This is a genomic window from Streptomyces sp. NPDC090108 (genome assembly GCF_044747185.1).
GTDB lineage: Bacteria > Actinomycetota > Actinomycetes > Streptomycetales > Streptomycetaceae > Streptomyces.
In genome coordinates this window covers 222,621-243,700 of record NZ_JBIVDQ010000007.1, presented here as the reverse complement: position 1 = coordinate 243,700, position 21,080 = coordinate 222,621, and the positions used below count along the sequence as shown (strand labels likewise).

Genomic DNA, 21,080 nt, shown 5'->3' with positions numbered 1-21,080 from the left:
TCATGGCCGAACACCCCGCCTACCCCGTAGGCCTCCGCCTCGCCGGCCGCCGCGTCACCGTCCTCGGCGGCGGCCAGGTCGCCCAGCGGCGTCTGCCCGCCCTGATCGCGGCCGGTGCGGACGTCCTCCTCGTCTCCCCGGAGGCCACCCCCTCCGTCGAGGCCATGGCCGACGCGGGCGAGATCCGCTGGGAGCGGCGCCCCTACGCCGAGGGCGACCTCGACGGCGCCTGGTACGCGCTGATCGCCACCAGTGACCCGGACGCCAACGCCGCCGCCTCCGCCGAGGCCGAGCGCGGCCGCGTCTGGTGCGTGCGCTCCGACGACGCCGACCTGGCCACGGCCTGGACCCCGGCCACCGGGACCAGCGAGGGGGTGACCGTCGCCGTCCTCACCACGGACGCGCGCGACCGCGACCCCCGCCGCACCGCCGCGATCCGCGACGCGGTCGTGGAGGGCCTGCGCGACGGCACCCTGGTCGCCCCGCACCACCGCACCCGCATCCCCGGGGTCGCCCTGGTCGGCGGCGGACCGGGCGATCCCGACCTCATCACCGTGCGCGGCCGCCGGCTGCTCGCCGAGGCCGACGTCGTCATCGCCGACCGGCTCGGCCCGCGCGACCTGCTCGCCGAACTGCCCCCGCACGTCGAGGTCATCGACGCGGCGAAGATCCCGTACGGCCGGTACATGGCGCAGGAGGCCATCAACAACGCGCTGATCGAGCACGCCAAGCAGGGCAGGTCCGTCGTCCGCCTCAAGGGCGGCGACCCCTACGTCTTCGGCCGGGGCATGGAGGAGCTCCAGGCGCTCGCCGAGGCCGGGATCCCGTGCACGGTCGTCCCCGGCATCTCCAGCTCCGTCTCGGTGCCCGGCGCGGCCGGAATCCCGGTCACCCACCGGGGCGTCGCCCACGAGTTCACCGTCGTCAGCGGCCATGTCGCCCCCGACGACGAGCGCTCCCTGGTCGACTGGCCGTCGCTCGCGAAGCTCACCGGTACGCTGGTGATCCTGATGGGTGTCGACAAGATAGGGAAGATCGCCGAGACACTCGTCGCGCACGGGAAGTCGCCCGAGACACCCGTCGCGCTGGTCCAGGAGGGGACGACCGCCGCGCAGCGCCGCGTGGACGCGACCCTCGCCACGGTCGCCGAGACCGTGCGGACCGAGGAGGTCAGGCCGCCGGCGGTCATCGTCGTCGGTGACGTCGTGGGCGTGGGCCCGCGGCACCTGGACTGACCCGCACACCACCGGCGCGGCCGCGACCGGCCGTGCCGCTTCCCGCCTCAGCACCGCGACCAGGACAAGGCAGCATCGACCCGTGGCCGAACTCATCACCATCGAGGACCCCGAGGACCCCCGCCTCGGCGACTACACGGACCTCACCGACGTCGAGCTGCGCCGCAGGCGCGAGCCCGCGGAGGGCCTGTTCATCGCCGAGGGCGAGAAGGTCATCCGGCGGGCCGCGGACGCCGGCTACGCGATGCGGTCCATGCTGCTCACCGCCAAGTGGGCCGACGTCATGCGCGACGTCATCGCCGGGCTGTCCGTGCCTGTCTACGTCGTGAGTCCGGAGCTCGCCGAACGGGTCACCGGCTACCACGTGCACCGCGGCGCCCTCGCCTCCATGGCCCGCAAGCCGCTGCCCACCACCTCCGAGGTGCTGCGCTCCGCCCGCCGGGTGGCGGTCATGGAAGCGGTCAACGACCACACCAACATCGGCGCGATCTTCCGCTCCGCGGCCGCCCTCGGCATGGACGCGGTGCTGCTGTCGCCCGACTGCGCGGACCCGCTCTACCGCCGCAGCGTCAAGGTCTCCATGGGAGCGGTCTTCTCGGTGCCCTACGCCCGCCTGGAGACCTGGCCGCACGGCCTGTCCGAGGTGCGCGAGGCGGGCTTCACGCTGCTCGCGCTCACCCCCGCCGACCAGGCACGCGCCCTGGACGAGGTGGCTCCGCAGAAGCTGGACCGGGTCGCCCTGATGCTCGGCGCGGAGGGCGACGGCCTGTCCGCGAAGGCCCTGGCCGCCGCCGACACCTGGGTGCGCATCCCGATGTCCCACGGCGTCGACTCCCTGAACGTGGGAGCGGCGGCCGCCGTCGCGTTCTACGCGGTGGCCACGGGACGTCCCGAAGCCTGACCCGGTCCCGGCGTCACCCGTTGCCGGGGCCCGCCCCGGCCGGGATCCCGGCGCCGTACCGCTGGGCCGTGTCCTCCGTGCCCTCCGCACCGCCCGGCCGCCCGTCGGCCGCCTCGCGCGTCGCGCCGGCCGTCCGCGCCTGGACCCGGGCCCGCGCCGGGTCCGCCGCCGACGGGCGGTCCGGCACCGAGCCGGCCGGCCGCTCCCGTACCTGACCGTGCGTCTGCCGCCGTACGACGTCGGTGCCGTCGCCGTCGCCGCCGAGTCCGCGCGCCGGGCCCTGGCAGCCCTGGGCCAGCGCGATGCCGAGCGCCACCAGCAGCGTCACCACGACGAACACGAAGAGCCGCTGCCGCAGCAGCCGCGGGTTGGCCGGCCGCAGACCGGTACCCGTCGTACGCGGTGCCGGGCGCCCCGCACCACTGCGCGGAGCGGGACGGCTGCCGCTGCCGGAGCGCGGACCGCCCTGGCGCGGTGCCGGGGTGGGGCGGGCGGTCCCCGGCCGTGAGGCCACGCCGCCGCGCGGACCGCCGCCCCGCGAGGGCACCTGCCCCCGCGCCGGTCCGCCGCGCGGCACCGGGGTGGCCGGGGAGGCCCGCCGCTGGGTGCGCTGCTGCTCCGGGTAGCTGTCGGTGAGCCGCCCGGTGGGCCGGTCCGCCTCGTCCGAGCGCGGGGACGGCGGCCGTACGTCGCCCATGCCCTGCGCCTCGCGGGCGGCGATCTCCTTGAGCCGCAGCGAGAGCTGCAGCGTGCTCGGCCGGTCGTCGGGGTCCTTGGCCAGGCAGGCCCGCACGAGCGGGGCGAGCGCGTCCGGCACGCCGTGCAGCTGCGGCTCCTCGTGCACCACCCGGTACAGCATCACCTCGGAACTGCCGTGCCCGAAGGGCGAGTCCCCGGTCGAGGCGTACGCGAGCGTGGCGCCCAGCGAGAAGACGTCCGTCGCCGGGGTGACGGCCGCGCCGCGCACCTGCTCGGGGGCGAGGAAGCCGGGCGAGCCGACGGCGGTGCCGACATGGGTGAGCGTCGAGGCGCCGGTGGCCCAGGCGATGCCGAAGTCGATGATCCTGGGTCCCTTGGGGGACAGCAGGATGTTGGACGGCTTCAGGTCCCGGTGCACGACCCCCGCCTCGTGCACGGCGACGAGCCCCTCGGAGAGAGCCGCGCCGATCGACGCCGCGTCGGCCGCGCCCAGCGGGCCCTCGTCGGCGACCTTGTCGTGGAGCGAGGGACCGGGCACGTACTGCGTCGCGAACCAGGGCCGTTCCGCCTCCAGGTCCGCCGCGACCAGCCGGGCCGTGCAGCCGCCCCTGATCCGGCGGGCCGCCGAGACCTCGCGGGCGAACCGCGACCGGAACTCCTGGTCCTCGGCGAGATCGGGCCGGATGACCTTCAGGGCGACCCGCTGGCCCTTCTTGTCCGAGCCGAGATAGACCACTCCCATCCCGCCCGCGCCCAGCCGCCGGTGCAGCCTGAATGAGCCGACGACGCGCGGGTCCTCGCGCCTCAGGCGCATCATCGCCATGTTCATCCCCGCTGCCCGGCCTCTGTGACGTGGCACAGCTTACGATTCCGCGGCCGTCGGCGCGCAGAGGCCGCGCCCTCTCGGGCGAACGGATTGTGCGTGCGGTATGCACGAGGTGAGGCACGGTCAGGAGGCCTTTTCCTGCGGCAGGTTTGAGCTTCCCGTGACCTCAACCCGGGTGCGGGGCACGGAGGTTGGACCGAGTGGCGATGACCAGGGGAGAGGGGTGCCGGCGGCGGGGGAGCGGGGCCGCCCCGCGGGGCCGGGCCGGGGCGGTCCGGCCCGGCCCCGCGGCAGGCATCCGCAAGGCGGCCTAAGTGATCGAAGTCACTCGAATACGGTCATCGGAGTGTTCGGGCATTGTGGGGCACTCCGGGCAACCCCTCCGGGAAGACCCCGAGACCCGGGGGCTCGTCTCCACCCAGGGGAGTACACGGCGGAGGGAGGCTCATCCTCCGGGAGGCCCGGGATGCGATACGAGGGCATGACGTGCGCGGAGGGCCGCACGCCTAGATTTGAAGTCGAGCGGCGGGTGCAGCTCTCGTCCCCCGAGGCCGGACACCCGCCGCCGCAGAAGACAACCGAATCGGTCAGGAGAGGGACCATGGCCCGAACGGCACCGCGGCGCGAGGCGCTCGCCCCCCGCCGAACGGCCCGCCGCCACCCCTTGGTGGCGACGCTCATGGCCCTTCCCCTGGCGGCCCTGATCCTGCTCGTCTTCGACGGCTGGGAGACGGTGGCCACACAGGCGTCGTCCGTGGGTGCGATGCTGGGGCGCTGAGCGGCGACCCCAGGCCCGGAAGAGCGGTCCGGGCGGGGACATCGATCCATGAAACCCCGTGGGGACGGGGGTGCGGCGGACGGCACGGATGCCGGCGCGGCTGGAGAGCCGCGCCGGCATCGGCCGTTTTCCCCCAGCCCACCCGTGCGAGGACCCGTGACCACCGACACCCCCCTCCTTCCCGACGCGCTGGCCGTGACGGCCGCCGACGCGGCGCACTCCGCAGGCGTGGCTCACCCCGCCGGCGCGGCTCACCCTTGCGGCGCCGAAACCCCTTGCGGCTGCCCGCGAGCGGTTCTCGCCGACCGCCCCGACGCCACCGTCGTCCGGCACGGCGGCACCGTCGCCAAGGCCCACGCGGCGGACACCGACCCCGCCGCACTGGCCCCGCGCCTCGCGGCCGCCCTCCGGTTCCCCGGCGTCCTGCTCGCCCCGCTCACGGACGCGGCGGTCCCGCTGCACGGCCGGCTCGTGACCCTCTGGCCCTACGGCGCGCCCGTCGACCGGGACGACCCGGACGCCGCGCCCTGGGAGGCCGCCGCCGGCCTGCTCGCCCGGCTCCACCGGACCGCCCCCTCGGCGTCGCTGCCCCCGATGCGCGGCCCGCTCAAGGCCGCCCTCGCCGTCGCCCGCCTGGAAGCCGCCCTCGCGGCCGCGCCCCGCGACACCCACGGCGACGCCGCCGCGGCCCCGTCGGTCCTGCGGGCCTGGGCCGCCCTGCCCGCCTGGACCCGCGGCGAGGCACCCATGCCCGGCCCGTCCGTCCTCTGCCACGGCGACCTGCATCTCGGCCAGCTGGTCCGGCACCCAGCGCCGGACGGCCCGTGGCGGCTGATCGACGTGGACGATCTCGGTACCGGCGTACCGGCCTGGGACCTCGCCCGCCCCGCCGCCTGGTTCGCCTGCGGCCTGCTCCCGCCCGACGAGTGGGCCCGCTTCCTGAACGCCTACCGCGGCGCCGGGGGCCCGGCCGTCCCGTCGTACGGGGACCCCTGGCCGGCGCTGGACGTACCGGCCCGCGCGCTGACCGTGCAGACCGCCGCCCTGGCCCTCGCGAAGGCCCTCGCGGCGGACCGGCCGCTGGACGAGGTGGAGCGGTCCGTCGTGGACGCGTGCTCCCGAATGACCTCGGTACCGGCCCGGTTGGCGGACCGGTTCCCGAAGTAGGCTGCAACCGAACCGGGTCCGGCGGGAGTCTGTCCTGGGGAAACACCAAGCACGACCGACCGGCGAGGAGTTGAGCCGAGCATGCAGTGTCCGAAATGCCACGCGCCGATGCACACCTACAACCGCAACGGCGTCCAGATCGAGCAGTGCAGCGGCTGCCGCGGCATCTTCCTCGACTACGGAGAGCTGGAGGCGCTGACCCAGCTGGAGTCCCAGTGGACCAAGCCGGCGCCGCCGCCGCCCGCCCCGCAGGCGTACCCGGCCCCGCCCGCCCCGGCCTGGGGCGCCCCGCACGGCGGCCACCACGGAGGGGGCCACGGCGGACACTACGGCCACCACCGGCACAAGAGCTTCGGCCACATGCTGTTCTCCAGCTGAGCCGGGCGGTGCGAGCCGCGCCTGCCGTGCCGTCCTGACCGGGCGGCGCGGGCCGCACTGCGCCGCGCGCACGAAGAAGCCCCCGGCCGTACGCGACGGCCGGGGGCTTCTTCGGTGTGTGGACGATACTGGGATTGAACCAGTGACCTCTTCCGTGTCAGGGAAGCGCTCTCCCGCTGAGCTAATCGTCCTCGGGACCACGATCGCTCCGAGGAGCCGGTCGTGAACACTGCGTGCGCGATACTGGGATTGAACCAGTGACCTCTTCCGTGTCAGGGAAGCGCTCTCCCGCTGAGCTAATCGCGCGGGGGTGATCCTTGCCGATCAAGGTCCTTGCGGACCGGTGGACGATACTGGGATTGAACCAGTGACCTCTTCCGTGTCAGGGAAGCGCTCTCCCGCTGAGCTAATCGTCCTGGGAGGCAGGATCAAGTGGACGATACTGGGATTGAACCAGTGACCTCTTCCGTGTCAGGGAAGCGCTCTCCCGCTGAGCTAATCGTCCTTGGAGGTGGAGACGGGATTTGAACCCGTGTAGACGGCTTTGCAGGCCGTTGCCTCGCCTCTCGGCCACTCCACCAGGAGTGTGGGGGATCGGGATGACCCCTACTTCCTTCGAGCGGACGACGAGGCTCGAACTCGCGACCTCAACCTTGGCAAGGTTGCGCTCTACCAACTGAGCTACGTCCGCTTGTCGTTTCCGTTTCGCTTCCGCGTCCCGGCGACGTGTTGAACTCTAGCGGATTCCTGGGCCAGTACAAAAACGCGTTTGCGCAGCGTGCTGAGGTGCGCCCGGCGGACGTCGTGGTCAGGGCCCCCTCGGGGACATCACGCAGCCGCCTCCCGGACCCCCCGACCTAGACTCGGTCACGTGCTCCCCCTCCCGTCCGCGCCCCCCTTCCCGGCTCCTCTGGCCCGCTTCGGCGACCGCCTGGCCACGGGCCTTCTCGACGTCACCAGCGATCCGGCCGCTCTGGACTCCCACGGCTTCTGGGCCGTCGCCGCCGACTTCGAGGGCGGACTGACCTGCGCCCGTTTCTCGCACGTACGCGAGGCGCCCGTGCCCGCCCCCGTCCCGGGCGCCTGGCACGGTCCGGCGGTGGGGGACTGGACGTCCTCCCTGGACCGCGCCGCCTACACGGCCGCCGTCCGCCGGATCCGCGAGCACATCGCGGCCGGCGAGGTCTACCAGGCCAACCTCTGCCGGGTGCTGTCCGCACCGCTCCCGCCCGACGCGGACATGGACGCCCTGACCGCCCTGCTGGCCCGCGGCAACCCGGCCCCGTACGCGGGCACGGTCCGGCTGCCGGACCACGGGGTGGAGATAGCCACCGCTTCGCCCGAACTGTTCCTGCGCAGGGACGGGCGGAGCGTCGAGTCGGGTCCCATCAAGGGCACCGGCCGCACCGAGGCGGACCTCCTGGAGAAGGACTACGCCGAGAACGTGATGATCGTGGACCTGGTCCGCAACGACCTCGGGCGTGTCTGCGCCACCGGCACCGTCACCGTCCCCGACCTGTGCGCCGTGGAGAAGCACCCCGGCCTGGTCCACCTGGTCTCCAGCGTCCGCGGCGAGCTGCGCGACGGCGCCGGATGGCCCGAGCTGCTCGACGCCGCCTTCCCGCCCGGCTCGGTGACCGGCGCGCCGAAGCGGAGCGCCCTGACGATCATCGACGCGCTGGAGACCGCGCCGCGCGGCCCCTACTGCGGCGGCATCGGCTGGGTCGACGCCGACCGCGGCACCGGCGAGCTGGCCGTGGGCATCCGCACCTTCTGGGCCGACCGCGCCGCCGGGACGCTGCGCTTCGGCACCGGGGCCGGCATCACCTGGGGATCCGACCCCGAGGGGGAGTGGCGGGAGACGGAGCTGAAGGCGTCCCGGCTGCTCGCGGTAGCGTCGGGCGCGTACGAGGCGAGTGGAGAGGCAATCGCATGAGGATCTGGCTGGACGGCGGACTGCGGGACCTGGAGTCCGCCCGTGTCTCCGTCTTCGACCACGGGCTGACGGTCGGCGACGGCATCTTCGAGACCGTGAAGGCGGTCGACGGGCGGACGTTCGCGCTCACCCGCCATCTCGACCGGCTGACCCGCTCGGCCCGGGGACTCGGCCTGCCCGACCCCGACCACGACGAGGTGCGCGAGGCCTGCGCCGCGGTCCTGAAGGCCAATCCGATGCCGCTGGGCCGGCTGCGCATCACCTACACCGGCGGCCACGGCCCGCTCGGCTCCGACCGCGGCGAGCACGGCCCGACCCTGGTGGTCGCCCTCGGCGAGACCGCCCGCCGCCCCGACACCACGGCCGTGATCACCGTCCCGTGGACCCGCAACGAGCGCGGCGCGCTCACCGGCCTCAAGACCACCTCGTACGCCGAGAACGTCGTCGCCCTCGCCCGCGCCCACCAACACGGCGCGTCCGAGGCCCTGTTCGCCAACACCGTCGGACAGCTCTGCGAGGGGACCGGCTCGAACGTCTTCGTCGTCCTGGACGGCGAGATCCACACCCCGCCGGTCGCCTCCGGCTGTCTGCCCGGCATCACCCGCGCCCTGACGGTGGAGTGGACCGGCGCCCGGGAGACCGACCTGCCGCTGGACGTCCTGGACCGGGCCGACGAGGTCTTCCTGACCTCCACCCTGCGCGACGTGCAGGCCGTGCACCGGATCGACGGCCAGGAACTGGCCGGCGCCCCCGGCCCCGTGACCGCCAAGGCGATGCGCATCTTCGCCGAGCGTTCGGCCGGGGACCTGGATCCCTGACAGGGAGGCCCGGATCCCCGGCCGGGACGGTAAAGGAGCTGACCGCAGGGCGTAGGGCGGGTAGAACATCCGTGATGACGACGACCCTGCGGCCGGCCGAGCCGCTCCAGCAGCACCCCGACGGAAGCCGATCCCGCCGCTACAAGGTGTGCGTGAACAGCCGTTTCGTGGGAGACGTCCGCCTCGGCACCTCGCCGTCCCTGGGCGACTCCGTGGCCTGCATCACCGAACTGCGCGTCGACGAGCCCGACCGGCGGCGCGGCCGGGCGACGGTGGCGGCGCTCGCGGCGGAGGAGGTGGCGCGGGGCTGGGGCTGCACCCGGATCGAGGTCCAGGTCCCCGCCGGATCGGAGGCCGCGCTGCGGCTCGCCGGCGTCCTCGGCTACACGCTGTTCAACCGGGGCATGGAGAAACGGCTGGAGCAGTCGCCGCCGGCCCTGCCCGCGGGCAGCCACGGGCGGCCGATGACTCCGGCCGAGTTCGCCGCGTGGCAGACGCACGAGGTCGAGCGCTACGTACGGACCTGGACCGACCGCGGCGTCCCCGAGGCCGTGGCCCGCGCCAAGACCCGCCGCGACCACGCGTCGCTGCTCCCGGACGGCCTCGGCACCGCGGGAGTGGTGTTCAGCGTCCTCGAGCACGAGGGGACACCGGTGGGAACCCTGTGGCTGGCCCTGCGGGACACCATGGCGTTCGTCTACGGGGTCGAGGCCGGCGCGGCGCACCGGGGACGGGGACACGGCCGCACGCTCATGCTGCTGGCGGAGCGCCAGGCGGCCGCCGCCGGGCTGGGCGTCGTCGGGCTCAACGTGTTCGCCGGCAACACGCCGGCCGAGCGGCTGTACGACACGCTCGGGTACGAGACGGTGAGCCGCACCCTGAGCAAGCCCCTGCTGTAGAGGCCGCGAGGAGCAGAGGCCGCGAGGAGCAGAGGCCGCGGAGATCCGGGTCACCCGGCGGGGAGCAGCGGGTCCGCCGGGGGACCGGAGGTCACGCCCGGCCGGACAGCAGCCGGTCGGCGATCTCCTGGACGCGCTCGCGCAGTCCCTCCTGGCTCTTGCCGCCGTCCAGACGCTCACCGCCGATGACGTACGTCGGGGTGCCCGTCACCCCGATCGCCTTGCCCTCGGCCTGGTCCGCGTCCACGATCAGGATGTGCCGGCCGTCGATGAGGGCGGTGTCGAACTCCTCGGCTTCCAGGCCGAGTTCCCGGGCCACCTCGATCAGGAAGGGCTCACCGCGCCGGTCCAGCTCCTCGACCCGCTGCAGCACGGCCTCGACGTACGGCCAGCCCTTGCCCTGCTCCACCGCCTCCTCGGCGGCCTGGGCGGCGGCGAAGGCGTGCTTGTGCTTCTCCAGCGGGAAGTGCCGCAGCCGCACCTCCAGCCGGTCGCCGTAGTGGGCGCGCAGGGCACGGACGTCGTCCAGGGCGCCACGGCAGTCGGGGCACTGGAGTTCGCACCAGACGTCGAGGACGAGGGGTTCGGTGGGCAGAGGGGTGGAGTCGCTCATGCGGCCCAGTCTCCCAGGCCGGAGGCGGGCCGCCCGACCGGCACCCCAGGAGGGGACGACCCGGAGATGTCCCTGATGTTCGGGTACGGCGGGGCCGGACCATGGCACGGCGGGCACCGGCCGGTGCAGGATGGAGAGGACACGAAGGAGCGGCGGCGGGAAGAAGGAAGAAGAAGGGACTGGCCGCATCCCGCGCGGTCCCCGCGTCCCGTCGCCCGACCGAGCCCGCCAGGAGGACCGGATGATTGCCGAGACCGTCTGCTCCGCCGTGTCCGCGGCGGGCCTGGGTATCGCGGTGGTCACCGCCTACCGCAAGCGTTTCCTGGCGGCCGCCCGCATCGCGGCGTACGCGCTGGTGCCCGTCGGGCTGGTGATGACGGGAGTGGTCGGATGGCTCTCCGGCACCGCGTTCAGCCCCGTCGCCTGGGCCGGATTCGGTGTCCTCGGCGCGGCCTGGCTGCTGTTCGCCACCACGCGTGCCGTCGAGCGCCGGCGCGCCGGGCGCACGGCCGCGGCCGCCGGGCAGGCTCCCGCGGTGGCCCCGCCGCCCCCGCCGCCGCCCCTCGCCCTCGGCCGGCGCGACCGTTCCGCGACCGCGCCCCGCACCTCCGGGGCCGCGGGCGGCCCCGCGGCCGCGCAGAGCTCCGGTGCCTCCGGCACCTCAGCCTCCGGCGGCTCCGGGGACGACTTCCGCGACATCGAGGCCATCCTCAAGAAGCACGGCATATGAACCCCCCGTGACGGGGCGGAACGACACAGAACGTCCAGCAGTGCCCGGAACCGTTCACGTTGCGGAGCAAGTCGAGCGGGACGGGACGAATTCGGCGAACTACCGCACTTTACGAGAGTGTTGATCGCGTACAGGTGCCGCCGTAGGTCATCATCGGCCGCGAGATGCTGGATACGACACAGAGCGAGGCCGCGCCGCCGAAGGACGAGCCGCGCGGGTGCCTCTTCGCCCTTTCCCAGCCACCGCTGATGATCTTCCTGGCGGTGATCGGGTGTCTCATCCTCATGGCTGCGCTGCACGACCTGCTGCTGCTGTGAGCCGTACACGTCCGTCCCGGCGTCACCCGCCGGGACTGGCGTCGCCCGCCGAAGCCGCTGCCCGCCCCCGGTCCCGGTCCGCGTGCCCCGGTACGGTCCCGGCCCCCGGTGCGGTCCCGGTACGGTCCGCGGTCCCGCGTCAGCGCGCCGCTTCTTTGCGCCTGGCCCGGTAGGCGGCCACATGCAGCCGGTTCCCGCAGGTGCGGCTGTCGCAGTAGCGGCGTGAGCGGTTGCGCGAGAGGTCCACGAAGGCCCGCCGGCAGTCCGGGGCCTCGCAGCGCCGCAGCCGCTCCTGCTCCCCTGCCACGACGAAGAAGGCGAGGGCCATCCCGCAGTCGGCGGCGAGGTGGTCGGCGACCGAGGCGCCCGGCGCGAAGTAGTGGACATGCCAGTCGTAGCCGTCGTGGTCCGTCAGGCGCGGAGTGGTCCCCGCGGCGGCGACCAGCTCGTTGATCATCCCGGCGGCGGCCCGGGCGTCCGGAGCCGCGAAGATCCCGGCGAACCGCCCGCGGATCCCGTGCACCGCCGAGAGGTCGGCCTCGGACAGCACCCCGACATCGCTGATGTCATGGCCGCGTACGAACTCGGCGAGCGTGACGACATCGGGCAGTCCGTCCGCCGCCGTGGCGTCCTCCGGTGCGGTGTTCACCAGATCCACCACCGTGTCGAGCGCACACCGGGTGTCGTGGGTGATCAGCACGTTTCGCTCCCTGGCCTGGAGGGCGGGCGCGGGCGCCCGCCGATGCTGGCCGATGGTAGCGACATCCCGGCCCCGCGTAGCCGCCCTCACCCCGCCGAGACCGCAACGAGACCACGGACGGGTCCACCGGGCCGGGCGAGGCCGCGCCCCGGCCGCCGGCCCGGCCCGGGGAGGCCGGGGAAGGCCCTGGGGCCTCGTGCGGCACGGGCAGGGCAGGGGAGCCGGCCGACGGGGCCTCGGCGCGCCCTGTGCGGGCCCTCAGAAGCCCGCGCGGGCCCCTGGTGCCGCAAAACCCATCGGCGCCGTACGGGCCCCGGTGAGGGGCGCCTGGAACGCATACAGGCCGGCACCGTCCCGCTCGTGCGGGCGGTGACGGCGCCGGCCTGTGCCGTATGCGGTTGTCTTGGCCCGAGCCGTCTCCCCGAGTGGACGGCGCCGGGCGGCCTGAAGGAGGCGCGGGCTAGCTTTCCGCCAGGATGTGCGAGAGCTCCTGATCCAGATCGAAGTGGCGGTGCTCCGTGCCGGGCGGCACGGCGGCGTCGGTTCGCTTGAGGAAGGACTCGAGGGCCCGCGCCGGGGCCTCGAGCAGGGCCTCACCCTCCGGTGAACTGAGGGCGATGCATACGACGCCCTGACCATGGCTGCGCGATGGCCAGACACGGACGTCGCCGGTGCCCGTGGGCCGGTGCAGCCCCTCGGCGAGGAGGTCGCGGGCGAACACCCACTCGACGGTCTCCTCGGCTCCGGTGTGGAAGGTGGCGTGCACGGCGTAGGGGTCGGCCGTGTCGTACCGCAGGCCTGCGGGGACAGGCAGGGAGGACTCGCTCGACACAACGAGGCGCAGGTGCAGCTCGCAGCTGACCGTGGTGTTCATAAGCGCCAGGGCCTTTCGCTCAGTGTGCGCTCGGGGATTCGCACGTCGGCGAAATCGACATGCCACCTACGGTGCCGTTGTAAACCCCTCTGAGTGTTTTGCGTGCCTTTACGTAACCCTTCCGGCCGAGAACTCGGGCGAGGTCTACGACCATTCCAGTGACCTGATTCACTCCGGTAGGGTTTGTCTGTATGAATACGGGGAGTGACGAGTCGGGTGAGGTTGTCGTGGTGACCGGCCGGGCGGACCGGACGGGTGCGGCGGACGAGGCGGGTGCGGTGGAGGCTGGTGATCGGCGGTCCGGGCCGGGGCTCGGCTCCCGTGCGCCGGAATTCGTGAAGGCCCGCCGGGCCCTGCACCTGAGCTGGCAGGTCGGCGTCTTTGTGGTCGGCCTGGCGGTCGTGGCGGCCGGCGTCGCCATGCTGCCGCTGCCCGGACCGGGCTGGGTGGTGATCTTCGCCGGCATGGCGATCTGGGCGACCGAGTTCGTCTGGGCCCAGCTCGTGCTGCGCTGGACGAAGCGCAAGGTGACCGAGGCGGCCCAGCGGGCCCTGGACCCCAGCGTGCGCCGCCGCAACATCACCCTCACGGTGATCGGTCTGGTGATCGTGGGCGTCCTGGTCGGGATCTACGTGTCGAAGTTCGGCGTCGTGATGCCCTGGAAGATCCAGGGGCGGTGAGCCGGCGCGGCCGCGGGGGCCGCCCGCGGCCCCGGCCGCCGGGGCGCCCCTGGTCGGAGGCACCCCTGGTCGGAGGCACCCCCTGACATGGGGTAATGTTCTTCCTGTGCCCGGGCGATTAGCTCAGTGGGAGAGCGCTTCGTTCACACCGAAGAGGTCACTGGTTCGAACCCAGTATCGCCCACCCGGACCGACGGCCCATCTGCGGACAGCAGATGGGCCGTCGTCGTGTGCGCGTACGCCGACCCGATCCGCGCGGGGACGGTGACGATCCGTCACGCACGGGCGTACTTCCCTCCGGCGGCGAGTTCCGGATGCGGTAGCCCGCGGAAAATTCCCCGGGCCTATTTCGGAATGCCCCCGGATTTCCCCGGAAGCGCGACATGAGGGAAATTCTCGACGCCCCCAAGTGCCCTGTGTCCGAGGGCGAACTGAGGCCCGGTCACATCGGCGTGAAGCGGACGCCGTCGCGCGGGCGGCGCCACCCCTTCCCGGCACGGCCCGCGTCACACCGGAACGCACGGGTGCCGCGAGCCTCCGCCGCCGGACGGGCCCCGTGCCGTGAGCGCCTGCCGCCGGACGGCCCCGTGCCGTGAGCCCCTGCCGTCGCACGGCGCCCCGCGCCGAGCGGCCTCGCCCGGCGGGCGCCTCGCGCGTGGCGTGAAGCGGCCGGGGTCCGCGGACCCCCTGCTCCCGTGGCCGGCCGCACCGGCGTGCCGCGCCCTCCGTGGGCGCCCGCCGGTGCCTCGCGGCGCGGGCCGGCGGGGGTGAACCGGAGCGTCGTCCGGAGGCGGTTTGAACGAACCCCGCCGGGACCTGTATTGTTCAGTGCGTTCCCGGGCGATTAGCTCAGTGGGAGAGCGCTTCGTTCACACCGAAGAGGTCACTGGTTCGAACCCAGTATCGCCCACCGGGAAAGAGCCGGTCCGTCACAGCGGACCGGCTCTTTGCTTTGTCCGGCGGCGGCACGCCTCAGGGCGGCAGGCCCCCACGCGGCCATGCCCGTCACGCCCGGCCCGGCCCACGATGCCCGGCGCGGCCCACCACGCCCGGCCCGCCACACCCGGCCCGGCCCGCCGTGCCCGCGCCGCTTCCGCTCAGGCCTCCGCACCTGCGCAAATGCCCGCGCCCGCGCTCACGCCTACGCCGCCGCCGACAGCTCCGGCCGCAGCGGCCAGTCCGTGCTGACCGTCTCCTCCGAACCGCTGCGCGCGAACCACGCCTGGAGCCCCCGCGCCTGCGCCGCGTGCCAGGTGGCCTGCAGCGCGTGCAGCTCGGAGGGGGACAGCCGGTCCAGCCGGGTCGCGAACCTGCGGCCCAGGGCCCGTACGACGTCGAGTGCGGCCAGCGCGTCCGCCGCCGCGTCGTGCGCGCCCTCCAGCGTCACGCCGTAGTGCTCGCACAGGTCGGTCAGGGTGCGCCGGCCCTTGCGATAGCGGTCCAGATGCTTGTCCAGGACGCGCGGGTCCAGGACCCGCAGCGGCGTCGACTCGAACCAGCGCTCCAGCGAGGACGCGCGGTGCCGGCGCAACTCGCGGTCCAGGAGCGTCAGATCGAACGGCGCGTTCATCACCACCAGCGGACGGCCCATCGCCGCGTGCTCCGTCAGCTGCTCGGCTATCTCGTACATCACCGGTGCCGGCCAGCGGCCGTTGTGCTGAAGGTGCTCCTCCGTCAGTCCGTGCACCGCCGTCGCCGCCTCGGGCACCGGCACCCCCGGATTCACCAGCCAGCGGACCATCCGCGGCCGCGTGCCCGGGGCGTCCTGGACGACGACGGCGGCCGACACGATCCGGTCGGTCTCGACGTCGACGCCCGTCGTCTCCGTGTCGAAGGCCGCGAGCGGCCCCTCGTACCAGCTCGTCATCCCAACCCAACTCCTCGTTCACCCAAGGCAGATGGCATACCGTCTTCTGCCCGTTTGGTGATACCCGGGCCGTTTGCGCCGTACGCCGGGCGGAGACAACAGGAGTACGGGTCTTTGCAGTTCAGCGGCCCGCACCGGGGAGTTTCTTGGTTTGGAAGGCTGTTGGTCATGGCCATAGCGCAGCCCGAGCGGGGCGGGCTGCTGCCCGACCGTCCGGGCGCCCTCCGCGGCAACCTCGCCACCACCGCCTGCATGGAGACCCTTCAGGTCGGCTATCTGCACGCGGTCGCGGCGGCGGCGGGCTGCTCGCTGTCCCAGCCCTTCCCGGACAACGGCATCGACTGGCACGTCAGCCACGGCTCGCCCGGCCACACCGTCGACGACGAGGTCACCATCAAGGTGCAGCTCAAGTGCACCTACCAGATCGCGCCCAACCCCCCGGGCCGCACCTTCTCCTTCACCCTCGACAACGACCACCTGCGCAAGCTCGCCCGCACACCCGTCTCGGTGCACAAGATCCTGGTCGTCATGCTCGTCCCGCGCTCCCAGGACGACTGGCTCCGGGCCGGCCATGACCGGCTCGACCTCAGACACTGCTGCTACTGGGTCGACCTGGCCGGCCACCCCGTCACCGGACGGCACCGGACCACCGTGCGGATACCGACCTCGCGCATCTTCGACGACCGGGCGTTGTGCGAGATCATGACGCGGGTCGGGACGGGAGGCAGACCATGAGGAGCCGCCCCTACGACGAGCCGCTCCGGCAGGTGCGGCCGCACCCCGACCCCTCCGCCGGGGCCGGCCCCTGGAACCGGCCCCCCGACCCCGCCCGGGTCGACCCCGCCGTCCTCGGCGCACTGCTGCGCCGGCACGGCTGGCAGCGGCGCGGCGGCGCCCCCGGACGCTACGGCCGCTGGACCCCGCCGGGCCCCGAGGCCGCCGGGACCAGTCTGCTGATCCCCGAGAGCCGTGCCTTCCCCGACAGCGAGGACCTGCTCGGCGACGCCCTCGCCGCCCTCGGCCGCAGCGGCACCCCCTCCGCGCGGGAGGTGCTGATCGCCCTCGCCGTGCCCAGCGACGAGATCCGCTGGACGCGCGACACCCCTCGCGGGCCGGCCGGAGCCGCGCCCTGGACCGTGGACGAGGAACTGCGCGCCGCCGCCCGGCGGACACTGCTCGCGGCCGCGCTCGCCACCCGCGCACGCTCCGGCTACTACGGCGCCCGGCACCGCAGGTCCGCCGCGGCCCTGCTGGAGAACGTCCTGGTCGGACCCGCCGCCGGGGACGCCGGGCTGACCGCCTTCGTGCCCGCGCCCGCCGGCCGCCCCCTCACCGTCCGCCTGCACCAGGCGCTGTACGCCGCCCGCGAGGCCATCGACTACCAGCGGGCCACCGGCGGCATGGACGCCTTCGACGGCGCGGTCGAGGCCGGCGTCAGCCGCGAACTGACCGAGGCGCTGAGCACGCTCGTCCGGGGCACCGAGAGCGCGCGCGTGGCCATCGCCTGGGCCCCCGGAGCAGGCGTCCCCGAGGACTGCGCCGCCGCGGCCGAGCCGGTCGAGTTCTCACCCGGCGATCTGCCCGTGCTGCGCGCCGCCGGGCTGCGCTACCTCCGCAAGGAACCCTCCGTGCCGGTCCGCGTCACCGGCGTCGTGGTCCGCCTGCGCCGCTCCGGACCCCGCGGCGAGGGCACGGTACGGCTGCGCGTGCTCGCGGGCGCCGAGGTGCCGCACGTCCGCGTCACCCTGGGCGAGGAGGACTACCGCATCGCCGGTCACGCCCACCTCGTCGGCCTCCCGGTGCGGGTGCACGGCCGGCTGGAGCGCCGGGGCGGCTTCCGCAGGCTCACCGGCGCCTCCGGAGTCGTACCCGTGCAGGTCGACGAGGCGGAGCGGGACCGGCTGATGAAGTCCCTCCAGGAGAACCTCGACTTCTTCGAGGAGGCCTGCGGAGAGGCCTGCGGGAGCGAGGACTGAAAACAACCGTTTCGCGGTCGGAGGTGTCGGGTCGGTACGATCCTTCTGCGCGCGCTCCTGGTATGGCGCCGCTTCCACCTTCAGTCAGGAGAGACCGGTGTCAGACGTCCGTGTGATCATCCAACGCGATTCCGAGCGGGAAGAACGCGTGGTGACGACGGGGACTACGGCCGCCGACCTCTTCGCGGGCGAGCGTTCGATCGTCGCCGCGCGTGTGGGCGGCGAGCTGCGGGACCTCACGCACGAGCTGTCCGACGGTGACGAGGTCGAGGGGGTCGAGATCTCCTCCGAGGACGGTCTGAACATCCTCCGCCACTCCACCGCGCACGTCATGGCGCAGGCCGTGCAGGAGCTGTTCCCCGAGGCCAAGCTCGGCATCGGCCCGCCCGTCAAGGACGGCTTCTACTACGACTTCGACGTCGAGAAGCCCTTCCACCCCGATGACCTCAAGGCCATCGAGAAGAAGATGCAGGAGATCCAGAAGCGCGGCCAGAAGTTCGCGCGCCGGGTCGTCACGGACGAGGAGGCCCGCACCGAGCTGGCCGACGAGCCGTACAAGCTGGAGCTGATCGGCCTCAAGGGCTCGGCCTCCACCGACGACGGCGCGGATGTCGAGGTCGGCGGCGGCGAGCTGACGATCTACGACAACCTGGACGCCAAGACCGGCGAGCTGTGCTGGAAGGACCTCTGCCGCGGTCCCCACCTGCCCTCCACCCGCCTCATCCCGGCGTTCAAGCTGATGCGCAACGCGGCCGCCTACTGGCGCGGCAGCGAGAAGAACCCGATGCTCCAGCGCATCTACGGCACCGCCTGGCCGTCGAAGGACGAGCTGAAGGCGCACCTGGAGTTCCTCGCCGAGGCCGAGAAGCGCGACCACCGCAAGCTCGGCTCCGAGCTGGACCTCTTCTCGATCCCCGAGCAGATCGGCTCCGGCCTCGCCGTCTTCCACCCCAAGGGCGGCATCATCCGCCGGGTCATGGAGGACTACTCGCGCCGCCGGCACGAGGAGGAGGGCTACGAGTTCGTCTACACCCCGCACGCGACGAAGGGGAAGCTCTTCGAGACCTCGGGCCACCTGGACTGGTACGCCGACGGCATGTACCCGCCCATGCAGCTCGACGAGGGCGTGGACTACTACCTCAAGCCCATGAACTGCCCGATGCACAACCTGATCTTCGACGCGCGCGGCCGCTCGTACCGTGAACTGCCGCTGCGCCTGTTCGAGTTCGGGACCGTGTACCGGTACGAGAAGTCGGGCGTCGTGCACGGCCTGACCCGTGCCCGCGGCTTCACCCAGGACGACGCGCACATCTACTGCACCCGCGAGCAGATGGCGGAGGAGCTCGACCAGACGCTCACCTTCGTCCTCGGCCTGCTGCGCGACTACGGCCTGACCGACTTCTACCTGGAGCTGTCCACCAAGGACCCGGAGAAGTTCGTCGGCTCGGACGACGCCTGGGAAGAGGCCACCGAGACGCTGCGCCAGGTCGCCGAGAAGCAGGGCCTGCCCCTCGTGCCCGACCCGGGCGGCGCCGCCTTCTACGGCCCGAAGATCTCCGTGCAGGCGAAGGACGCCATCGGCCGCACCTGGCAGATGTCGACCATCCAGCTCGACTTCAACCTGCCCGAGCGCTTCAACCTGGAGTACACGGGCCCCGACGGCTCCAAGCAGCGCCCGGTCATGATCCACCGTGCGCTGTTCGGCTCCATCGAGCGGTTCTTCGCGGTGCTCCTGGAGCACTACGCGGGCGCCTTCCCGGCCTGGCTCGCCCCGGTCCAGGCGATCGGCATCCCGATCGGCGACGGCCACGTCGAGTACCTGCAGGAGTTCGCGGCCCAGGCGAAGAAGAAGGGCCTGCGGGTCGAGGTGGACTCCTCCTCGGACCGCATGCAGAAGAAGATCCGCACCGCGCAGAAGCAGAAGATCCCGTTCATGATCATCGTCGGTGACGAGGACATGAACGCGGGCACGGTGTCCTTCCGCTACCGCGACGGTTCCCAGGAGAACGGCATCCCGCGCGACGAGGCCATCGCCAAGCTCGTCGACGTGGTGGAGCGACGCGTCCAGGTGTGACGCCGCCCCCGCGCGACGCGGGGCGTGATCAGGCCCCCGGGGTGCTCCCCGGGGGCCTTCGCCCGTCCTGCGGCGTCCGGTCCTCCGGCGCCCGGTCCGCGTCCGGCCTGCTCGCGTCGCCTCCGGCGAACCGCTGCATGAGCCACGACGAGAACGAACCGGTGACCGCGCCCAGCAGCGCCAGCCCGCAGATCATCATCACCACCGCGACGATCCGCCCCTTCGGTGTCACCGGGACCACGTCCCCGTACCCGACGGTCGACAGGGTCGAGCAGACCCACCACACCGAGTCGCCGAAGGTGCGGATCGTGGCGTCCGGGGCGTCGTGCTCGAACTCGTACACCAGCAGCGCGCCGGCGAAGCCCAGCAGTGCCGCGGACATCCCGGCGTACAGCATCACGCGGGCCTGGATCGGCAGCTGGGTGTGCCCGTGGCGCCGCTCCACCGCCTCGTACGTCCGCAGGATCCGCACCGGCCGCAGCAGGGGCAGCACCACGACCACCGCGTCCAGCCGGTGCCGCCAGACGTACCGGGGCAGCCCGCCGCCGGTGAGCCGCCAGCACACCAGGAAATCCACGATGAAGAAGGCCCAGGCGGCACCCGACAGGGTGAGCAGCGTCAGGTGCACGGCCCGGGGGAGTCCGGGCGCGAGGACGTGCACCGCGTACGCGCCGAGGTAGACCAGCGACGCGGCGGCGAGCGGCAGGTCCGTCCTTCGTCTCCAGCGCCGCGTGCGGCTGTCGTCGTCCACCGGCCCAGCTTGGCCGGTGCCGACGTCGCCGGAGCCCCGCCGACACGCCGCGAACGGGGGAAGCCATATGCTGCCTTGCATGACGAGTGAGCCGGAGCAGCAGATCGGAGTGGGGACGCAGGACGCGTTCCAGCGCCTGTGGACGCCCCACCGGATGGCCTACATCCAGGGCGAGAACAAGCCGACCGGCCCGGGGGCCGACGACGGCTGTCCGTTCTGCTCGATCCCGGCCAAGTCCGACGAGGACGGCCTGATCGTCCGCCGGGGCGAGCACGTGTACGCGGTGCTGAACCTCTACCCGTACAACGGCGGCCACCTGATGACCGTGCCCTACCGGCACGTGGCCGACTACACCGATCTGACCGGCCCGGAGACCGCCGAGCTCGCCGAGCTGACCAAGCAGGCCATGACCGCCCTGCGCACCGCCTCCGGCGCCCACGGCTTCAACATCGGCATGAACCAGGGCACGGTGGCCGGCGCCGGCATCGCGGCCCACCTCCACCAGCACATCGTCCCCCGCTGGGGCGGCGACACGAACTTCATGCCGGTCGTCGGCCACACCAAGGTCCTCCCCCAGCTCCTGGCCGACACCCGCAAGATGCTGGCAGAAGCCTGGCCCACACCCTGACCCCTCCCGGCCCGGCCCGAATCAGCCCGTCCGGCACCTTTGAGCACCGCCCGGCACGAATCAGCCCGTCCGGCGTTTGAGGACGAGGCCCCTCAAGGGCCGAAAGCGGGGGCGGGGGGGGGGGCGCCCCCCCCCCCCCCCCCCCCCCCCCCCCCCCCCCCCCCCCCCCCCCACCCCCCCCGGGGGACCCCGCGGGGGACGGCGCCCGGCCCGGCCCCCGGGGCGGCCACCCC

The 21,080-nt window shown here is 73.3% G+C and carries 21 protein-coding genes and 8 tRNA genes; 17 read left to right on the top strand and 12 right to left on the bottom strand.

Annotated features, from left to right (window positions below):
• Positions 1–2: 2 nt before the first annotated feature.
• Both cobA and ACIPRD_RS25110 read left to right on the top strand, forming a co-directional pair.
• Positions 3–1,235, top strand: a complete 1,233-nt coding sequence (gene cobA, locus ACIPRD_RS25115) for a uroporphyrinogen-III C-methyltransferase (RefSeq protein WP_401566101.1) — start codon at positions 3–5, stop codon at positions 1,233–1,235.
• An 82-nt stretch (positions 1,236–1,317) separates the two neighbouring features.
• Positions 1,318–2,136: an RNA methyltransferase gene (locus tag ACIPRD_RS25110; RefSeq protein WP_356400311.1), complete on the top strand. Its 819-nt coding sequence runs from the start codon at positions 1,318–1,320 to the stop codon at positions 2,134–2,136.
• A gap of 13 nt (positions 2,137–2,149) precedes the next feature.
• On the opposite strand, the gene ACIPRD_RS25105 is transcribed toward ACIPRD_RS25110, so the two are convergent.
• A complete protein-coding gene (locus tag ACIPRD_RS25105) occupies positions 2,150–3,664 on the bottom strand; it encodes a protein kinase (protein WP_401566098.1) in 1,515 nt (504 codons plus the stop codon).
• 598 nt (positions 3,665–4,262) lie between these two features.
• On the opposite strand from ACIPRD_RS25105, the gene ACIPRD_RS25100 reads away from it, so the two are divergent.
• The 3 genes from ACIPRD_RS25100 to ACIPRD_RS25090 all read left to right on the top strand — a co-directional run bounded on the left by ACIPRD_RS25100 (position 4,263) and on the right by ACIPRD_RS25090 (position 5,984).
• On the top strand, positions 4,263–4,439 hold the full coding sequence (locus tag ACIPRD_RS25100; protein ID WP_356400315.1) for a hypothetical protein: 177 nt from the start codon (positions 4,263–4,265) through the stop codon (positions 4,437–4,439).
• A gap of 228 nt (positions 4,440–4,667) precedes the next feature.
• Positions 4,668–5,606: a phosphotransferase gene (locus ACIPRD_RS25095; protein ID WP_401566462.1), complete on the top strand. Its 939-nt coding sequence runs from the start codon at positions 4,668–4,670 to the stop codon at positions 5,604–5,606.
• Between the two features lie 81 nt (positions 5,607–5,687).
• Positions 5,688–5,984 (top strand): zf-TFIIB domain-containing protein, encoded by a 297-nt coding sequence (locus tag ACIPRD_RS25090; RefSeq protein ID WP_356400317.1) that lies wholly within the window; start codon positions 5,688–5,690, stop codon positions 5,982–5,984.
• A gap of 119 nt (positions 5,985–6,103) precedes the next feature.
• Here the strand turns inward: ACIPRD_RS25090 and ACIPRD_RS25085 are convergent.
• The 6 genes from ACIPRD_RS25085 to ACIPRD_RS25060 form a co-directional block, all read right to left on the bottom strand.
• Positions 6,104–6,175, bottom strand: a tRNA-Val gene (locus ACIPRD_RS25085).
• 43 nt (positions 6,176–6,218) lie between these two features.
• Positions 6,219–6,290 (bottom strand) — tRNA-Val (locus ACIPRD_RS25080).
• Positions 6,291–6,328: 38 nt separating this feature from the next.
• A tRNA-Val gene (locus tag ACIPRD_RS25075) sits at positions 6,329–6,400 on the bottom strand.
• Between the two features lie 17 nt (positions 6,401–6,417).
• Positions 6,418–6,489, bottom strand: a tRNA-Val gene (locus ACIPRD_RS25070).
• Position 6,490: 1 nt separating this feature from the next.
• Positions 6,491–6,564 (bottom strand) — tRNA-Cys (locus ACIPRD_RS25065).
• 38 nt (positions 6,565–6,602) lie between these two features.
• A tRNA-Gly gene (locus ACIPRD_RS25060) sits at positions 6,603–6,675 on the bottom strand.
• A gap of 180 nt (positions 6,676–6,855) precedes the next feature.
• On the opposite strand from ACIPRD_RS25060, the gene ACIPRD_RS25055 reads away from it, so the two are divergent.
• The 3 genes from ACIPRD_RS25055 to ACIPRD_RS25045 all read left to right on the top strand — a co-directional run bounded on the left by ACIPRD_RS25055 (position 6,856) and on the right by ACIPRD_RS25045 (position 9,637).
• Positions 6,856–7,920 carry a chorismate-binding protein gene (locus ACIPRD_RS25055; protein WP_356400319.1) on the top strand — a complete coding sequence of 355 codons (1,065 nt, stop codon included), beginning with the start codon at positions 6,856–6,858 and terminating at the stop codon, positions 7,918–7,920.
• Positions 7,917–8,738: an aminotransferase class IV gene (locus ACIPRD_RS25050; protein ID WP_401566094.1), complete on the top strand. Its 822-nt coding sequence runs from the start codon at positions 7,917–7,919 to the stop codon at positions 8,736–8,738. The genes ACIPRD_RS25055 and ACIPRD_RS25050 overlap by 4 nt, the downstream gene beginning before the upstream one ends.
• 74 nt (positions 8,739–8,812) lie before the next feature.
• Positions 8,813–9,637, top strand: coding sequence for a GNAT family N-acetyltransferase (locus ACIPRD_RS25045; RefSeq protein ID WP_356400323.1), 825 nt, complete (start codon positions 8,813–8,815; stop codon positions 9,635–9,637).
• Between the two features lie 91 nt (positions 9,638–9,728).
• Here the strand turns inward: ACIPRD_RS25045 and ACIPRD_RS25040 are convergent, their stop codons facing one another.
• Entirely contained in the window at positions 9,729–10,250 is a 522-nt protein-coding gene (locus ACIPRD_RS25040) for a DsbA family protein (RefSeq protein WP_401566091.1), read from the bottom strand.
• A 241-nt stretch (positions 10,251–10,491) separates the two neighbouring features.
• Here ACIPRD_RS25040 and ACIPRD_RS25035 point away from each other — a divergent pair, with 241 nt between their 5' ends.
• Together ACIPRD_RS25035 and ACIPRD_RS25030 are read left to right on the top strand one after the other, a co-directional pair.
• Positions 10,492–10,980: a hypothetical protein gene (locus ACIPRD_RS25035; RefSeq protein WP_401566088.1), complete on the top strand. Its 489-nt coding sequence runs from the start codon at positions 10,492–10,494 to the stop codon at positions 10,978–10,980.
• A gap of 164 nt (positions 10,981–11,144) precedes the next feature.
• The gene (locus ACIPRD_RS25030; protein ID WP_164932512.1) at positions 11,145–11,297 is read left to right on the top strand and encodes a hypothetical protein; all 153 of its coding nucleotides are present in this window, start codon (positions 11,145–11,147) and stop codon (positions 11,295–11,297) included.
• Between the two features lie 139 nt (positions 11,298–11,436).
• Here ACIPRD_RS25030 and ACIPRD_RS25025 read toward each other — a convergent pair whose 3' ends face one another.
• Positions 11,437–11,997 carry a CGNR zinc finger domain-containing protein gene (locus ACIPRD_RS25025; protein WP_356400329.1) on the bottom strand — a complete coding sequence of 187 codons (561 nt, stop codon included), beginning with the start codon at positions 11,995–11,997 and terminating at the stop codon, positions 11,437–11,439.
• A 460-nt stretch (positions 11,998–12,457) separates the two neighbouring features.
• Positions 12,458–12,871, bottom strand: coding sequence for an SsgA family sporulation/cell division regulator (locus tag ACIPRD_RS25020; RefSeq protein WP_004002642.1), 414 nt, complete (start codon positions 12,869–12,871; stop codon positions 12,458–12,460).
• Between the two features lie 191 nt (positions 12,872–13,062).
• On the opposite strand from ACIPRD_RS25020, the gene ACIPRD_RS25015 reads away from it, so the two are divergent.
• The 3 genes from ACIPRD_RS25015 to ACIPRD_RS25005 all read left to right on the top strand — a co-directional run bounded on the left by ACIPRD_RS25015 (position 13,063) and on the right by ACIPRD_RS25005 (position 14,461).
• A complete protein-coding gene (locus tag ACIPRD_RS25015) occupies positions 13,063–13,551 on the top strand; it encodes a TIGR02611 family protein (protein ID WP_401566084.1) in 489 nt (162 codons plus the stop codon).
• A 112-nt stretch (positions 13,552–13,663) separates the two neighbouring features.
• Positions 13,664–13,735: transfer RNA gene (locus ACIPRD_RS25010), tRNA-Val, on the top strand.
• A gap of 654 nt (positions 13,736–14,389) precedes the next feature.
• Positions 14,390–14,461 (top strand) — tRNA-Val (locus ACIPRD_RS25005).
• A gap of 231 nt (positions 14,462–14,692) precedes the next feature.
• On the opposite strand, the gene ACIPRD_RS25000 is transcribed toward ACIPRD_RS25005, so the two are convergent.
• Complete coding sequence (locus ACIPRD_RS25000; protein WP_356400334.1) at positions 14,693–15,418, bottom strand: 3'-5' exonuclease; 726 nt, start codon at positions 15,416–15,418, stop codon at positions 14,693–14,695.
• 168 nt (positions 15,419–15,586) lie between these two features.
• Here ACIPRD_RS25000 and ACIPRD_RS24995 point away from each other — a divergent pair, with 168 nt between their 5' ends.
• From ACIPRD_RS24995 to thrS, 3 genes are all read left to right on the top strand, one after another.
• Positions 15,587–16,153: a DUF4365 domain-containing protein gene (locus tag ACIPRD_RS24995; protein ID WP_401566081.1), complete on the top strand. Its 567-nt coding sequence runs from the start codon at positions 15,587–15,589 to the stop codon at positions 16,151–16,153.
• The gene (locus ACIPRD_RS24990; RefSeq protein WP_401566078.1) at positions 16,150–17,394 is read left to right on the top strand and encodes a hypothetical protein; all 1,245 of its coding nucleotides are present in this window, start codon (positions 16,150–16,152) and stop codon (positions 17,392–17,394) included. The genes ACIPRD_RS24995 and ACIPRD_RS24990 overlap by 4 nt, the downstream gene beginning before the upstream one ends.
• Before the next feature lie 97 nt (positions 17,395–17,491).
• Positions 17,492–19,468, top strand: coding sequence for a threonine--tRNA ligase (thrS, locus tag ACIPRD_RS24985; protein ID WP_356400340.1), 1,977 nt, complete (start codon positions 17,492–17,494; stop codon positions 19,466–19,468).
• Between the two features lie 28 nt (positions 19,469–19,496).
• On the opposite strand, the gene ACIPRD_RS24980 is transcribed toward thrS, so the two are convergent.
• Entirely contained in the window at positions 19,497–20,219 is a 723-nt protein-coding gene (locus ACIPRD_RS24980; protein WP_401566074.1) for a potassium channel family protein, read from the bottom strand.
• Positions 20,220–20,286: 67 nt separating this feature from the next.
• Between ACIPRD_RS24980 and ACIPRD_RS24975 the strand changes: the two genes are divergently transcribed.
• Positions 20,287–20,847, top strand: a complete 561-nt coding sequence (locus tag ACIPRD_RS24975; RefSeq protein ID WP_356400344.1) for an HIT domain-containing protein — start codon at positions 20,287–20,289, stop codon at positions 20,845–20,847.
• Positions 20,848–21,080 lie beyond the last annotated feature (233 nt).